The sequence below is a fragment of the Streptomyces sp. NPDC030021 genome, from assembly GCF_055574035.1.
On sequence record NZ_JBVIAH010000002.1, the window covers coordinates 582,440 to 597,118 of the forward strand.

Annotated in this window: 16 protein-coding genes; 5 read left to right on the plus strand and 11 right to left on the minus strand. The window is 72.1% G+C overall.

What is annotated here, in order from left to right; genetic code table 11:
• Positions 1 to 52: 52 nt before the first annotated feature.
• Positions 53 to 952, minus strand: a complete 900-nt coding sequence (locus ACZ4YL_RS05765) for an SGNH/GDSL hydrolase family protein (RefSeq protein WP_468113999.1) — start codon at positions 950 to 952, stop codon at positions 53 to 55.
• Positions 953 to 1,200: 248 nt separating this feature from the next.
• Here ACZ4YL_RS05765 and ACZ4YL_RS05770 point away from each other — a divergent pair, with 248 nt between their 5' ends.
• Complete coding sequence (locus ACZ4YL_RS05770) at positions 1,201 to 1,695, plus strand: DUF3145 domain-containing protein (protein ID WP_030160508.1); 495 nt, start codon at positions 1,201 to 1,203, stop codon at positions 1,693 to 1,695.
• 90 nt (positions 1,696 to 1,785) lie between these two features.
• On the opposite strand, the gene ACZ4YL_RS05775 is transcribed toward ACZ4YL_RS05770, so the two are convergent.
• The 5 genes from ACZ4YL_RS05775 to ACZ4YL_RS05795 form a co-directional block, all read right to left on the minus strand.
• Entirely contained in the window at positions 1,786 to 3,063 is a 1,278-nt protein-coding gene (locus tag ACZ4YL_RS05775; protein ID WP_468114001.1) for a beta-ketoacyl-[acyl-carrier-protein] synthase family protein, read from the minus strand.
• A gap of 79 nt (positions 3,064 to 3,142) precedes the next feature.
• Positions 3,143 to 3,391 (minus strand): acyl carrier protein, encoded by a 249-nt coding sequence (locus ACZ4YL_RS05780; RefSeq protein WP_384372313.1) that lies wholly within the window; start codon positions 3,389 to 3,391, stop codon positions 3,143 to 3,145.
• A 57-nt stretch (positions 3,392 to 3,448) separates the two neighbouring features.
• Positions 3,449 to 4,453 (minus strand): ketoacyl-ACP synthase III, encoded by a 1,005-nt coding sequence (locus ACZ4YL_RS05785; RefSeq protein ID WP_030009996.1) that lies wholly within the window; start codon positions 4,451 to 4,453, stop codon positions 3,449 to 3,451.
• 19 nt (positions 4,454 to 4,472) lie between these two features.
• A complete protein-coding gene (locus ACZ4YL_RS05790) occupies positions 4,473 to 5,390 on the minus strand; it encodes an ACP S-malonyltransferase (RefSeq protein WP_468114004.1) in 918 nt (305 codons plus the stop codon).
• Positions 5,391 to 5,479: 89 nt separating this feature from the next.
• The gene (locus ACZ4YL_RS05795; RefSeq protein ID WP_301371398.1) at positions 5,480 to 6,697 is read right to left on the minus strand and encodes a PucR family transcriptional regulator; all 1,218 of its coding nucleotides are present in this window, start codon (positions 6,695 to 6,697) and stop codon (positions 5,480 to 5,482) included.
• Positions 6,698 to 6,789: 92 nt separating this feature from the next.
• Here ACZ4YL_RS05795 and ACZ4YL_RS05800 point away from each other — a divergent pair, with 92 nt between their 5' ends.
• Positions 6,790 to 7,452 (plus strand): pirin family protein, encoded by a 663-nt coding sequence (locus ACZ4YL_RS05800; protein ID WP_468114005.1) that lies wholly within the window; start codon positions 6,790 to 6,792, stop codon positions 7,450 to 7,452.
• A gap of 179 nt (positions 7,453 to 7,631) precedes the next feature.
• Here ACZ4YL_RS05800 and ACZ4YL_RS05805 read toward each other — a convergent pair whose 3' ends face one another.
• Positions 7,632 to 8,450 carry a serine hydrolase domain-containing protein gene (locus tag ACZ4YL_RS05805; protein WP_390799579.1) on the minus strand — a complete coding sequence of 273 codons (819 nt, stop codon included), beginning with the start codon at positions 8,448 to 8,450 and terminating at the stop codon, positions 7,632 to 7,634.
• A gap of 78 nt (positions 8,451 to 8,528) precedes the next feature.
• On the opposite strand from ACZ4YL_RS05805, the gene ACZ4YL_RS05810 reads away from it, so the two are divergent.
• Entirely contained in the window at positions 8,529 to 8,927 is a 399-nt protein-coding gene (locus tag ACZ4YL_RS05810; RefSeq protein WP_202201697.1) for a MerR family transcriptional regulator, read from the plus strand.
• Positions 8,924 to 9,946, plus strand: a complete 1,023-nt coding sequence (locus ACZ4YL_RS05815) for an aldo/keto reductase (protein ID WP_468114007.1) — start codon at positions 8,924 to 8,926, stop codon at positions 9,944 to 9,946. The genes ACZ4YL_RS05810 and ACZ4YL_RS05815 overlap by 4 nt, the downstream gene beginning before the upstream one ends.
• A gap of 24 nt (positions 9,947 to 9,970) precedes the next feature.
• On the opposite strand, the gene ACZ4YL_RS05820 is transcribed toward ACZ4YL_RS05815, so the two are convergent.
• From ACZ4YL_RS05820 to ACZ4YL_RS05830, 3 genes are all read right to left on the minus strand, one after another.
• A complete protein-coding gene (locus tag ACZ4YL_RS05820) occupies positions 9,971 to 10,831 on the minus strand; it encodes a DUF4429 domain-containing protein (protein WP_468114009.1) in 861 nt (286 codons plus the stop codon).
• A 66-nt stretch (positions 10,832 to 10,897) separates the two neighbouring features.
• Complete coding sequence (locus ACZ4YL_RS05825; protein ID WP_468114100.1) at positions 10,898 to 12,049, minus strand: alpha/beta hydrolase; 1,152 nt, start codon at positions 12,047 to 12,049, stop codon at positions 10,898 to 10,900.
• 219 nt (positions 12,050 to 12,268) lie between these two features.
• Entirely contained in the window at positions 12,269 to 12,931 is a 663-nt protein-coding gene (locus tag ACZ4YL_RS05830) for a TetR/AcrR family transcriptional regulator (RefSeq protein ID WP_468114011.1), read from the minus strand.
• Positions 12,932 to 13,318: 387 nt separating this feature from the next.
• Here ACZ4YL_RS05830 and ACZ4YL_RS05835 point away from each other — a divergent pair, with 387 nt between their 5' ends.
• A complete protein-coding gene (locus ACZ4YL_RS05835) occupies positions 13,319 to 13,720 on the plus strand; it encodes a peptidase inhibitor family I36 protein (protein WP_393782824.1) in 402 nt (133 codons plus the stop codon).
• On the opposite strand, the gene ACZ4YL_RS05840 is transcribed toward ACZ4YL_RS05835, so the two are convergent.
• On the minus strand, positions 13,701 to 14,546 hold the full coding sequence (locus ACZ4YL_RS05840; RefSeq protein WP_468114013.1) for a potassium channel family protein: 846 nt from the start codon (positions 14,544 to 14,546) through the stop codon (positions 13,701 to 13,703). The two genes, ACZ4YL_RS05835 and ACZ4YL_RS05840, sit on opposite strands and share 20 nt — an antisense overlap.
• Between the last annotated feature and the right edge of the window lie 133 nt (positions 14,547 to 14,679).

A 14,679-nucleotide genomic window follows, 5' to 3' on the forward strand; every position in this document is an offset into this window, starting at 1 on the left:
GTCCGGGGGCGGGCCCTGACTCCCGCCCCCGGACCCGCCGGGTGCCGGGGCGTCAACGCGGCGGTTCGGCCGCCGTCACCTGGCGGTGCGCCAGTTCCGCGAGCCGTGCCTGCCCGTCCTTGCCCGGATGGAACCAGTCCCAGCGGCTCAACTGATCCGCCGCGAAGGGGTACTGGAACACGGCGCCACCGTCGTAGCGGCACAGCGCGTCCTTCGCGCAGACCTCGCGCAGCACCTCGTTGTACTCCACCACCCGCGCCCGCACCTGCTCGCGGCGGGCCGTCGCCCCCGAGGCCGCCGACAGCGGATCGGCGAGCATGGACTGACAGATCCCCAGCTTCCAGATCTGCCGCACCATCGGGAGGTCCTTGCCCTGCTCCCACAGACGCTGCAGGTCCGGCACGCTGGAGACGTACACCTGGGAGGCGGGGGACGCGGCCCGCAGGCCCGCGAGGGCCTGCTCGAAACCGGACCGGAACTCCGCCACCGGCGTCATCGACGAAGCCGAGGGCCGGCAGGCGTCGTTCGAGCCCACCATGACCGTGACCAGGTCGGGCTTGTGCGCGGCGGCCCCCGCCAGCTGAGCCGGCAGGTCCGCCATCCGTGAGCCGGTCACCGCGTAGTTCCAGCTCCGGGCGGGCGCCTCGGCGTCCCCGAGCAGCCGGGCGGCGAGGGAGCGGACCGCGGGGTCGTTCCCGGTGGCCCAAGAGACCTCCGGGCAGTCGGCCAGGACCGAACAGGCGTCGAAACCGCGCGTGATGGAGTCGCCCACGGCCGCGATCGAGGCGGGTGCCGTGTTCCAGCGCGGTGCGCCCTGCGCCCCGCTCTCTCCGCCCTGCTCGCCCGGCCCGCCCGAGCTGCACCCGGTGGCCGCCCCGGCCAGCAGGGCGACCGCCGCGCCCGCGCCCGCGAGGGTCCGGCGCGCGCCGCGGCGCGGAGCGGTGGTGCGCATGGGAAGGGGCCTCCTTGTCGTCCCCACATCGTTCGGGGGGTCCTGCTGAGTGAAAGCTCTGTGTTTACGGGTCTTGGAGCGACCGTACGTCACACCATGACCCCTGACGCACGGTAGCTTTTTCCCGTGGCGTTTCGGCCGCAGGTCCCGTAGCGCAATGTCAAATAATTTCCGTTACATTACATCACGTCACATACTGTCCGTTTTCTGGAGTTTATTCCCGACCTCGTCCCACACTGGAGGTCCCGGTGACGACACGTGGAGTTCTGTACGTGCATTCCGCACCGCGCGCGCTCTGCCCGCATGTGGAATGGGCTGTTGCGGGCGTGCTCGGGGTGCGGGTGAACCTCGACTGGATCAGACAGCCCGCCTCCCCGGGCACCTGGAGAGCCGAGTTCTCCTGGCAGGCCGAAGCGGGCACCGCCTCGAAACTCGCCTCCGCGCTGCGCGGCTGGCACCTGCTGCGCTTCGAGGTGACCGCGGAACCGTGCCCGACCGCCGAGGGCGAGCGCTACAGCTCCACCCCGGAGCTCGGCATCTTCCACGCCGTCACCGGTATGCACGGCGACATCCTGATCCCGGAGGACCGGCTGCGCGCCGCCCTCGCCCGCTCCGCGCGCGGCGAGACCGACCTGGAGGCGGAGATCGCCAAGCTGCTCGGCAAGCCGTGGGACGACGAACTGGAGCCCTTCCGCTACGCGGGCGAGGGTGCCCCGGTCCGCTGGCTCCACCAGGTGGTCTGAGCCCGCGGCAGGCATGCGGCGGGCACGCAATAAGCACGCGAAAGGCCCACCCGGATTCACCGGGTGGGCCTTTCGCGCAGCTCGGACGTACTAGACCGTGCGGAATGCCAGGGTCACGTTGTGGCCGCCGAAGCCGAAGGAGTTGTTGATCGCGGAGATCGGGCCGTCGGCCGGCAGCTTGCGCGGCTCGCCGACGACGATGTCCGCGTCGATGTCCTCGTCGAGGTCGTCGATGTTGATCGTCGGCGGGGCCAGCCGGTTGTACAGCGCCAGCACCGTCGCGACGGTCTCGATACCGCCCGCGCCACCCAGCAGGTGACCCGTCATCGACTTGGTCGCGGAGATCGCGATGTGGTCGAGGTCGTCGCCCAGCACCTTGCGCAGGGCCTTCAGCTCGGCCGTGTCACCCTGCGGGGTGGACGTGGCGTGCGCGTTCAGGTGGACCAGCTCGGCCGGGTCGAGACCCGTGTTGTCGAGCAGGTTCTGCACCGCGGCCGCGACACCGCGGCCGGTCGGCTCCGGCTGCGCGATGTGGTGGCTGTCCGCGGACAGACCCTGTCCCAGCACCTCGCAGTAGACCCGGGCACCGCGCGCGGCGGCGAACTCGGCGGACTCCAGGACGACGACGCCCGCGCCCTCGCCCAGTACGAAGCCGTCACGGGCCTTGTCGTACGGGCGGGAGGCCTGCTCGGGGTTCTCGTTGTTCTTGGACATCGCCATCATGTTGGCGAACGCGGCGATCGGCAGCGGGTGGATCGCCGCCTCGGTGCCGCCCGCGACGACCACGTCGGCGCGGCCGGAACGGATCATCTCGACGGCGTAGCCGATGGCCTCGGCACCGGACGCGCAGGCGCTGACCGGAGTGTGCACGCCCGCCTGGGCGTTGACCTCCAGGCCGACGTTGGCCGACGGGCCGTTCGGCATGAGCATGGGGACGGTGTGCGGGGAGACCCGGCGCACGCCCTTGTCCTTCAGGACGTCGTACTGGTCGAGCAGGGTGGTGACACCGCCGATGCCGGAGGCGATCACGGTGCCCAGACGCTGGGGCGCGACGAAGGCGCCCGTTTCCGTCTCTTCGCCGGCCGGGGCGGTGTAACCGGCGTCGGCCCACGCCTCGCGGGCCGCGATGATGGCGAACTGCGCCGAGCGGTCCAGCTTGCGGGCCAGCGGCCGGGGCAGGACCTCACTCGGGTCGACGGCGGCCCGAGCGGCGATGCGTACCGGGAGTTCGGCGAAGCGCTCGCCCTCCAGGGGCTTCACGCCGGAACGGCCGGCAAGCAGACCTTCCCAGGTCGAAGCGCTGTCGCCACCCAGCGGAGTGGTTGCGCCGATACCGGTGACGACCACGGTGCGATTGGTCGGGCTCACAGGAATTCTTTCTCCACGTCTCAGGGGGTGCTGAATTGTCACGGCGCCACCGCCAGGTGGCGACAAACGCTCGTCAGGCTCAGGCCTGGTGCTTCAGGATGTAGTCAGCGGCGTCGCCGACCGTCTTGAGGTTCTTGACGTCCTCGTCCGGGATCTTGACGTCGAAGCGCTCTTCGGCGGCGACGACGACCTCGACCATGGAGAGCGAGTCGACGTCCAGGTCGTCGGTGAAGGACTTCTCGATCGCGACGTCCTCGGTGGGGATACCGGCGATCTCGTTGACGATCTCCGCGAGACCCGCGACGATCTCTTCCTGCGTGGCGGCCATGTGGCGCTCCTTCTATAGCTAACTGAGGTGGAACAGGGTGGGATGTGGATCCCGGCCCTAGGGGAGGGTAACGACCGTCGCGGCGTAGACGAGCCCCGCCCCGAAGCCGATGACGAGCGCGGTGTCGCCGCTCTTCGCCGCTCCGGTCGCCAGGAGCCGCTCCATAGCGAGCGGAATCGAGGCGGCCGACGTGTTGCCGGTTGTCTCCACGTCACGGGCGACCGTGACGTGCTCCGGCAGCTTCAGAGTCTTCACCATCGAGTCGATGATCCGCATGTTCGCCTGGTGCGGAATGAAGACGTCCAGGTCGTCCGCGGTGATCCCGGCCGCGTCGAGCGCCTGCTGGGCCACCTTGGCCATCTCGAAGACGGCCCAGCGGAAGACCGCCTGACCCTCCTGGGTGATGGCCGGAAACTTCTCGCCGCCGTCCTTGCCGAGGTACTCGTCCCACGGCACGGTCTGCTTGATCGTCTCGGACTTGTCGCCCTCCGAACCCCACACCGTGGGGCCGATGGCCGGCTCGTCCGAGGGACCGACGACCACGGCGCCGGCGCCGTCACCGAACAGGAAGGCCGTCGCGCGGTCCTCCAGGTCGGTCAGGTCCGAGAGCCGCTCCACGCCGATGACGAGGACGTACTCCGCGGAACCTTCCACCACCAGGCCCTTGGCCAGGGTCAGGCCGTAGCCGAACCCGGCACAGCCGGCGGAGATGTCGAAGGCGGCGGGCTTGCCCGCGCCGATCCGGTGCGCGATCTCGGTCGCGACGGCCGGGGTCTGCTTGAAGTGCGAGACCGTCGAGACGATCACGGCACCGATCTGCTCCGGGGCGACACCTGCATCGGCCAGCGCCTTCCCCGAGGCCTCCACCGACATCGCGGAGACGGTCTCCTGGGGCGAGGCCCAGTGCCGGGTCGCGATGCCGGAGCGGGAGCGGATCCACTCGTCGGACGAGTCGATGGTCTCGAGGATGACCTCGTTGGGCACCACGCGGGTCGGGCGGTAGCCGCCGACACCGAGGATGCGGGCGTAAGGGGAGCCCTTGGCCGGCTTGATCTTGGACATGCTGTGTGGGCTCCTTCTCTCAGACCGTCAGTTCGGCGATGAGCGCCGCGGCCTTGTCGAGATCGTCCGGGGTCTTCAGAGCCACGGTCGGTACGCCCTTGAGCGCGCGCTTGGCCAGGCCCGTCAGGGTGCCACCGGGGCAGAGCTCGATGATCCCCGTGACGCCCAGCTCGGCGAACGTCTCCATGCACAGGTCCCAGCGGACCGGGTTGGCGACCTGACCGACCAGGCGGGCGACGACATCGGCGCCCGTGGCGACGACGAGGCCGTCCTTGTTCGAGACGTACTTCAGCGCCGGGTCCGCCGGGGTGAGGGCCTCGGCGGCCTTCTCCAGCGTGGCGACCGCGGGGGCCATGTGGTGCGTGTGGAACGCGCCCGCGACCTTGAGGGCGACGACCTTCATGGAGCCTTCGGGCTTGTCGGCCTCCAGAGCGGCGATCTGCTCCATCGTGCCGGCGGCCACGATCTGACCCGCGCCGTTGATGTTGGCGGGCGTCAGGCCCAGCTTCTCCAGGTGGGCGACGACCACGTCACGGTCACCGCCGAGGACCGCGGCCATGCCGGTCTCGGTGACGGCGGCGGCCTCGGCCATCCCCAGACCGCGGGTCCGGACGAACGACAGCGCGTCGGCCTCGGACAGCACGCCGGCGTAGGCGGCGGCGGTGATCTCACCGACGCTGTGGCCTGCGACGGCGCCGAAGGCGGTCGGGGAACCGAGCGCGGACGCGGACAGCAGGCCCGCGGCGACCAGCAGGGGCTGGGCCACGGCCGTGTCGCGGATCGCGTCGGCGTCTGCGTCCGTGCCGTAGTGGGCAAGGTCCAGCTCGATGGCGTCCGACCACGCGGCGACGCGGTCAGCGGCACCGGGAAGTTCGAGCCAGGGAGTCAAGAAGCCGGGCGTCTGAGCGCCTTGGCCGGGAGCGACGAGTACGAGCACCCTCACACTCTCTCTTGTGGATGGTCCCTGCCGCCCGTGGGGACAGGGACGAAGAACCGTCGGGGTAATTGTTGATGTCCGACAAAAGTCTAGGACTGGGGGTCGCCGTCGGCCAGACGCCCGAGAATCAGGGCGATTCGCAGCGTGAACGCCGAGCGGACATCGGAAGGAGACCATCCGGTGACGTCGGTCACACGTCGCAGCCGGTAGCGCACCGTGTTGGGGTGCACGAACAGCATCCGCGCCGCCCCTTCCAGGCTGCTCGCCTGCTCCAGGTACACGCTCAGGGTCTCCAGCAGCGCGGACCCCGCCTCCTCCAGTGGTCTGTAGATCTCCTCCACCAGCTGATCCCTGGCGGCGGGATCGGAGGCGATGGCACGTTCCGGCAGGAGATCGTCCGCCAGGACCGGCCGAGGGGCATCCTGCCAGGCCGTGCACGCTTTCAGCCCGGCCGCCGCGGCCTGCGCCGATTTCGTCGCGTTCAGCAGGTCGGACACCACCGGTCCGGCCACCACCGGACCCGCCGCGAACGGTCCGATCAGCGACTTGGCCACCTGGATCGGGTTGTCGCTGCCGCCCGCGATGACGACCAGCCGGTCCCCGAGCACGCCGGTGAGGACCTGGAGCTTGTGGTGACGGGCCGCGCGCCGGATCGCCTCGACCGTCAGCTCGCTGTCGCCCTCCGGCGCGGTGCCGAGCACCACGCACACGTGCTCCGGGGAGTTCCAGCCCAGCGCCGCCGCCCGCGACAGCGCACCCTCGTCCGCCTCGCCGGACAGCACCGCGTTGACGACCAGGGACTCCAGCCGGGCGTCCCAGGCCCCGCGCGCCTCGGCGGCCTGCGCGTACACCTGGGCGGTCGCGAAGGCGATCTCCCGGGCGTACACCAGCAGCGCCTCGCGCAGGATCGACTCGTCGCCCGGGGCCGCCACCTCCTCGATCGCGGACTCCATGACCTCGATCGTGGTGCGGACCATCTCGACGGTCTGGCGCAGGGTGATCGCCCGGGTCAGCTCGCGCGGAGCCGTCCCGAAGACATCGGTGGAGATGGCCTGCGGGGTCTCCGGGTGCCGGAACCACTCCGTGAACGCGGCGATACCGGCCTGGGCGACCAGGCCGATCCAGGACCGGTTCTCGGGCGGCATAGCCCGGTACCACGGCAGGGTCTCGTCCATGCGCGCGATCGCGTTGGCGGCCAGCCGGCCCGCGGACTTCTCCAGTCGGCGGAGGGTCGCGGTGTGCGGATGGGCGGGAGCGGGATGCGCGGCATGTGTGGCGGGCGAATGCTCACGTTCGGGTTGGGGCACGTGACAAGACTGCCTTATCGGGACGGGTACGCGGAGTCCGGTCCCGCCTGCGGCCCGCGCCCCGGCCCGCGCCGGGGTCTACCGTGGCGTCCATGATTGATGTTCGCCCCGGCGCCGACCGGTACGAGGGCGGGGACCCGGCCGCCGGGATCACCACCCGGCACGCCTTCTCCTTCGGCGCCTTCTACGACCCGGACAATCTGCGCTTCGGGCCCGTGCTCGCCTGCAACGAGGAGACCCTCGCGCCGGGCTCCGGCTTCGACGAGCACCCGCACAGCCACACCGAGATCGTCACCTGGGTGATCGAGGGCGAACTCACCCACCAGGACAGCACCGGCGAGAAGAGCGTGGTGCGGCCCGGGGACGTACAGCGGCTCAGCGCCGGATCCGGGGCGCGGCACGTGGAGCGCAACGACGGCGCCGGGCGGCTGCGTTTCGTGCAGATGTGGCTCGCGCCCCTCGCCGCGGGCGGCGAGCCCTCGTACGGGGTCGTCCGGGGGGTCACCGACGCCGCGCCCTACGAGGTCCCCGGGGCCGGCGCCGTGCTGCACGTCCGGCGGCCCGGCGCGGGCGAGCGCGTCGCCGTACCCGCGGCCGACCGGGTGTACCTGCACGTGGTGCGCGGGGACGTGCGCCTGGACGGGGCGGAGCTGGGCCCCGGGGATTCGGTGCGGATCACCGCCGAACGGGACCTGGAGGTCGTCGCCGGGTCCCCGGGGGAGCTGCTGATCTGGGAATTCCCCGACCCGGCCTGATCCGAAGGAGACGGCCTAAGGGCTGTCCCGCAATCCCCGGCGGGCGCACGACGTCAGCTACGGCACCTCGCCGCGTTGTCGGAACGCCCGAATACGCCCAGTATGAGGACGCCCCTCCGCCTTGCGATGCACCGCTTCTGACGCCGTGCGCTGATCCACCGGGGATTACGGGACAGCCCTTAGCGGGAGCGCAGCTCGGCCAGCACCGCGTCGGTGAACGGGGTCCAGGCCTCGGCCGCCCACGGGCCGAAGGCGCGGTCGGTCAGCGCCACGCACGCGGCGCGCGCGTCCGGGTCCACCCACAGGAAGGTGCCGGCCTGGCCGAAGTGGCCGAAGGTGCGCGGCGAGGAGGAAACGCCCGTCCAGTGCGGGGACTTGTGGTCGCGGATCTCCAGGCCGAGGCCCCAGTCGTTGGGGGACTGGTGCCCGTAGCCCGGCAGGACGCCCTTGAGCCCGGGGTGCACCACGGAGGTGGCCTCGGCGACCGTACGGACGTCCAGCAGCCGCGGCGCCTGCAGCTCGGCGGCGAACCGCAGCAGGTCGGCGACGGTCGAGACGCCGTCCTTGGCGGGCGAGCCCTCCAGCGTGGTCCGCTCCATGCCCAGCGGCTCGAAGACCGCCTGGTGCAGGTACTCCGCGAAGGGGATGCCGGTGGCCTTGGCGATGTGGTCGCCGAGCTCCTCGAAACCGGCGTTCGAGTACAGCCGGCGCTGCCCGGGCGGGGCCGACACCCGGTGCTCGTCGAAGGCCAGGCCGCTGGTGTGCGCGAGCAGGTGACGGACCGTCGACCCCTCGGGCCCGGCCGGCTCGTCCAGCTCGATCGCCCCCTCCTCGTACGCGACGAGGGCGGCGTACGCGGCGAGCGGCTTGGTGACCGACGCCAGGGCGAACCGGTGGTCGACGGGCCCGTGGGAGCCCGCCAGGCTCCCGTCGGCCCGTACGACGGCCGCCGCGGCGGTCGGCACCGGCCAGGTCTCGATGATCCGCAGGCTTTCCATGCCGTTTCCGTCCTCCGCGCTGTCCATGTCGCCGAGCCTACTTGCTTGGAGTGCACTCAAGGGTTTTAGCGTGGAGTCATGAGCCAGAGCCTGACGCAGACGCGGTACACGATCAGCGAGGTCGAGGCCCGGACCGGTCTGACCCAGCACACCCTGCGCTGGTACGAGCGGATCGGCCTGATGCCGCACGTGGACCGCTCCCACTCGGGGCAGCGGCGCTTCACCGACAAGGACCTCGACTGGCTCGCCTTCGTGGGCAAGCTGCGCGCCACGGGGATGTCGGTGGCGGACATGGTGCGGTACGCCGAACTGGTCCGCGAGGGCGAGCACACGGTGGGGGAACGCCGGGAGCTGCTGGAACGCACGCGCCGCGAGGTGCGCTCGCGGATCACGGAGCTCACGGACGCGCTCGCCGTACTGGACTACAAGATCGATATGTACGCCATGAAAACGGTATCGGGGAAGGCACAGCAATGACGGAGCACGGCACCACCCTCGAACAGGTCGAGCTCGGCAAGGGCGGCCCGCTGGTCGGCGTCCAGGGGCTCGGCTGCATGGGCATGAGCGAGTTCTACGGGGACACCGACGAGGCGGCGGCCCGGGAGACCCTGGACGCGGCGCTGGCCGCCGGGGTCACCCTCTTCGACACCGCGGACGTCTACGGGCGGGGGCGCAACGAGGAGTTCCTGGCGTCCTTCGTGGCCGCCCACCGGGACGAGATCACCCTGGCGACGAAGTTCGCCATAGAGCGCACCGACGACCCGCAGTACCGGGGCGTCCGCAACGACCGCGCCTACATCCGCGCGGCCGTGGAGGCCAGCCTGCGCCGGCTCGGCGTGGACGTCATCGACCTGTACTACATGCACCGGCGCGACCCGGCCGTGCCGTTCACCGAGTCCGTCGGCGCCATGGCGGAGCTGGTGCAGGAGGGCAAGGTCCGCCACCTGGGCCTCAGCGAGGTCACCGGCGCGGAGCTGCGCGAGGCGCACGCCGTGCACCCGATCGCGGCGCTCCAGTCGGAGTGGTCGCTGTTCAGCCGGGACGTGGAGCGCAGCGCGGTCGGCGCGGCGGCGGAGCTGGGTGTGGCCTTCGTGCCGTACTCCCCGCTCGGCCGGGGCTTCCTGACCGGGTCCTTCGCGGACGCGTCCGCGGAGCTGTCGCAGGACGACTTCCGCCGCTACCAGCCGCGCTTCAACGGCGACAACGCCAAGGCCAACGCGGAGCTGCTGGTCCCGGTCCGGGAGATCGCCGCGCAGCGCGGTGCGACCCCGGCGCAGATCGCCCTGGCCTGGGTGCAGCAGCGGGCGAAGGTGCACGGGCTGACCGTGGTCCCGATCCCGGGCACCCGCAAGCCCGGACGGCTGCGCGAGAACACCGGGGCGACCCGGATCACCCTCACCCGGGCCGAGCTGGACCTGCTGGAGCCGATCGCCGCGCAGGTCGCCGGGAACCGCTACCCGGACATGAGCTTCACCTCGGCGGCACGGGAAGGCTAGGCCGTCTCGGCCGCCGGGCCCCGCTCAGAGCGACTCGGCGGCGAACCGGTCCCGCAGCGCCGCGTACTCCGCGTCCGTGAGCAGCCCCGCCGTGTGCAGCTCGCTCAGGTGCCGCAGCCGGTCGTCGCCGGAGCGGGCCCGTGGCACGGAGGCGACCGGGGTACGGGCGCGCAGGGCGGCCAGGACGGCCGCGGCGAACGGCAGCGAGTCGTGCACCGCCCCGTAGCCCGTGCCGAAGACGGCCGCCGCCAGGTCGTGGTCCGGGCGGGGGTCACCGGTGGTGTCCCGCAGCAGCAGCCGCAGGTGCCCGCCGGGGCCCTCCGGGGAGCTCCACTCGACGCCGGTGAGCGCGGCCAGCGGGAAGCGCTGGTCGCCCGCCTTCCACTTGGTGCTGGAGGCGCCCGTACGGGACCAGTGGAAGGTGATTGCCGAGCCGTCGAAGCCCACCCGGGCGTCGTACGCCTTCAGGTGCAGCGGCGGCTGCGGCACGTCGACGAGGAAGCGCGCGGACGGCTCGGCGGCCTCCGGCCCGAGCCGGGACCGCAGCGCGTCGGCGAACGCCGTGGCGGCCGGCGCCCGGTCGCCCGGCAGCACCAGCCGGTACGGGTCGCAGGCCTCCTTGAGCTGCCCGGCGGCGGCCTCCATCAGCGGATCCGCGCCCGGCCGCGGCAGGGCACGCAGAACCACCGTGTCCCGCTTGTTGCCGGTCACGGTCACGGTCACGGCGGACACCGCTTCAAGGGGGATCCGGCGCGAGCCCAGGGCATGCCAGAGTCGTGGCAGCCTCGGCGTTCTGATCCCCCGTGCGAAGCGGATGAGCACCGAGTCCGAGTCGAACTCCCAGACGGCATGATTTCCGGCCAGTACGTCACCCATGCGGCACATCGTAAACGGCGGCGCCCCCGCACGTCCCCCCGGTTGCGGGGACCGATTTCCGTGCCTCTACGCGCGTCAGTCCTGCTCTGTCCCGGAGATCCCGCGCCGGCACGCATCGTTCCCGGTCGCACAGACAACGGAAGCGAACGCGCCGGTTCCGATCTTGGCGAAGTTGTCCATCGAGTCCGTACCTGGCGCGAAATAGCCGGTGTGGCTCTTGGCCCGGGCCGAGGACAGCAGCCGCGCGCCGAACGCCGGGGAGACCGGATCGGCGCCGTGGCCCAGACCGCCGACCTCCAGGTGCGGAACGTCCGCGATCCAGTCGCCCTCGTCGCGCGTCGCCCAGACCCGCGCCGAGGTGTGCAGCCCGGCGACGTTCTCCGCGCGCATCCCGGGGCTGCCCGCCACCACCACGTCGGTCACCCGGCGCGGCAGCTCGTGCGCCGCGACCCCGCAGACCACCGATCCGTAGCTGTGGCAGAACAGCGCCACGCTCGCGTCCCCGGGCAGGGCCGTGGTCAGCGACTTCAGCAGGACGGCGCCGTCGACGGCCATGCGGCCCGTGGCGGCGTCCACGCCGATGCCGGTGGGGGCGGTGTAGCCGGCCCAGGCGATGACCGCCGTCCGGCTGTCCGGCTCGGCCGCCCGCTGGGCCTCGTAGAGGGACTCGGCCATGCCGACCGGGGAGGTCAGGCGGCGCTGGCTGCGCTCGAAGGTGAGCACGTCGGTGTCGACACCGGGGACGATCACCGAGACCCGCTCGGCCCCGGCGAGGTCACCGAAGACCTCGGCCACGCGGCCGTTGCCGCTCGGGTCGAAGGCGAGGATCTGGCGGCCCGGCTCGGTGAGCGAGGCGAAGCGGTGGGAGCGCCGGGTGGCCGTGGACCGGTCGGCCGGGGTCAGCGCGACATCGTGGCTGCGGGCCTCCTCGACCCGGCGGGCCTGCTCCAGGCCCTGCTGGTTGGCCCGGTAGCGGACGGCCGCGGGGGCCCCGTCGAGGTTGCCCACGACGAGCGGATAGCCGTCGGCGAGCCGGGCGCGCTGGGCACCGTCGAGGCCCGCGAAGAAACGGGCCACCGTACGTGCGGGGGCGTCCGCGGGGGGCACCGGGCGGCCGTCGATCCGGGCCTTGGCCCAGGCGCCGAGGGCTGCGACCCGCAGCGGGGTGTCCTTCTCGGGCCGGTGCACGGCCGTCCAGCCGGTGGTCGCCAGCATGATGAAGACCACCGCCAGCGCGAGCAGGGCACGCAAAGCGGCAGGGCGCGGGTCGGCGCCGAGGGCGGTGGGGTGGGCAAGGCCGGGCACGTTCACTGTGACCAGCCTATGAGACGTCTTACGCCACAGGCGTGCCGGGTGACAGGACTCACGGCCGACCGTGGGACTCCGTGAGGCCCGGGAGGAGGACCCGCCGGCGCGTCGGCGCACCGGACGGCGCGGGCCGACGGGCTACGCGGACCCGCGCCAACTGGAGGTCAGCGCCGGGCCGATCCCGTCGAGGTAGGTCTCCGTCAGCCCTCGGATCGACTCCACACTGGTGTCCTCGCCCTGCCCCCAGAGCCGCCCCGTGACGCGCATCACGCCGCAGAACGCGGCGACCGCGACCCGCGGCCTCGGATCGGCGTCCACGTCCAGTCCCTCGCGGGCGCCGATCAGCCGGGAGATCCGTTCCTCCAGCTCCGTGGAGCGCCGCAGGTGCACGGCGAGCAGGGCGGGGGTGGACTCGATCAACCGGTAGCTGCGCATGTAGAGATCGACCGGGACCACCTCGGACAGGGCCAGCTCGACGCTGTCCCAGGCGGCGAGCGCCGCACCCCGCAGCGCCTCGAAGGGCCCCTCGGCGGCCGGCCGGGCGTGCAGTTCGGCGACGAACCGCGACTCGACCAGCTCCTGGAGGGCGAAGACGACCTCCTCCTTGTTGGCGAAGTAACGGAAGAAGGTGCGCTGGGACACGTTCACGGCGTCGGTGATCTCGTCGACGGTGGTGCGCTCGTACCCCTGGGAGAGGAACAGCAGGAGGGCGGCGCGCAGCAGCGCGTTCCGGGTGCGCCGTTTCTTGCGCTCGCGCAGTCCGGTCACCGGCGCGGCCGTCGCCGACCGCTCGTCGGTCATCACGGCGGGGCTCCCTTCTGACGCCGAGTGGGCGGTCAGCGTATCGGTGACCGACGGGGTGGCGGCCGCTGCGTTAAGCCGTTTGCGACGCGCCGTCCGAGGTCCTCGGCCGGCCCGCGGGAGCGCTCGCGCATGACACGTTCGGGTGCGGGCCCGGCGGGGCCCGCACCCCGGCCGGGGCGGCCGCGAGCCCGGCGCCCCCGGCTCCCGGAAGCGTCAACTCCGTACGTATGAAGGCTATGCCGGAGGGCCGCGCCGGGGCTGTCGCCTATCTGGGTGGACCCGCCCGGGGCCTCTTCCGTCCGCCCGTCGTCGCAGGTCAGCGTGGTGTCGGCGGAGCTCCGGAAACGGTCCGGGCGCCCGCCGTCAACAAGGAGTTGACCCGTCATGCGTACGTGTCGAAGCACCCGCGCCACCACCACGACCACCCTCGCCGCGACCGTCCTGGCCCTCACCGCCCTCATCCCGAGTACGGCCACCACGGCCCACGCCGCGGGCCCGCCGACCCTCGGGGCCTGCGCGACCGGGCAGCTGTGCCTGTGGGCGAAACCGGAGTTCAAGGGAGCCCGGCAGACGCACGAGCTCAGCAACCTGGACATCAACAGCTGCACCGCGCTGCCGGCCGGGACCAGCGCCCAGTCGCTCACCAACCGCACCGGGCGCCCGGTGACCACCTACCAGTCGGCCGAGTGCGCCGAGACGGGCGAGTTCCAGACCTATCCGGGCGACGGGGTCTGGCTGCCCCAGTCGCCCTACCAGGTGCGGGCGTTCAAGGTGTGGGAGAGGTAGCTTCCCGCTGCGCCGGTGCGTTCGGCGGATCGGCCACGGCCACGGTCGCGACCGTGGTCGCTGCCACGGCCACGGCTGCCGCCGAGCCCGTGGCAGCGGCCGTGGTTCCGCCGAGCTTGGCGACCTCACCGCGCAGCGCCCGTACCTCGTCCTGCAGTTCCCGGATGGCCGCCAGCTGGAGCATGTCCGCCCGGTCGTCGCGCTCGAAGCGGGAGATGAACCACGCGGCGATGTTGGCGGTCACCACACCGAGCAGGGCGATCCCCGACAGCATCAGACCGACGGCCAGGACCCGGCCGAGGCCGGTGGTCGGCGAATGGTCCCCGTACCCGACCGTCGTCATCGTGGTGAAGGACCACCACACGGCGTCGCCCAGGTTCTTGATGTTCCCGTCGGGGGCGTCCCGCTCCACGCTGAGCACCGCCAGCGAGCCGAACATCAGCAGCCCCACGACGGCCCCGGCCACATACGTCGTCAGCTGGATCTGCGGAGCCATCCGGGCCCGCCGGCCCACCAGCATCAGGGTGGCGACCAGCCGCAGCAGGCGCAGCGGCTGCACGAGCGGCAGCACCACGGCGGCCAGGTCCAGCCAGTGGGTCCGGACGAAGTGCTTGCGGTCCGCCGCGAGGGCGAGGCGGACCAGGTAGTCGACGGCGAAGGCCCCCCACACCACCCATTCGACGTGCGTGCAGGCCCGGTGCACCTCCGCACGCGCGTCGGGGGTGACGATGGGCACGGCGTACGCCACGGCGAAAGCCACGGCGAGCAGGAGCAGCGGGGTCTGGCTCCGCCGCTCCCACAGCAGCTGGCGGGAGGGTTCCTTCATGCCGAGCATCGTAAGGAACCCGTAAAGGGGAGCGGGCCCCGGCCGAAGCCGGGACCCGCTCCGCCGGTACTCGGACCCGGCCTGCGGCGGGGGCGGGCCGGACCCGGTGACTCGGTCTCAGCCCCACCCGCCC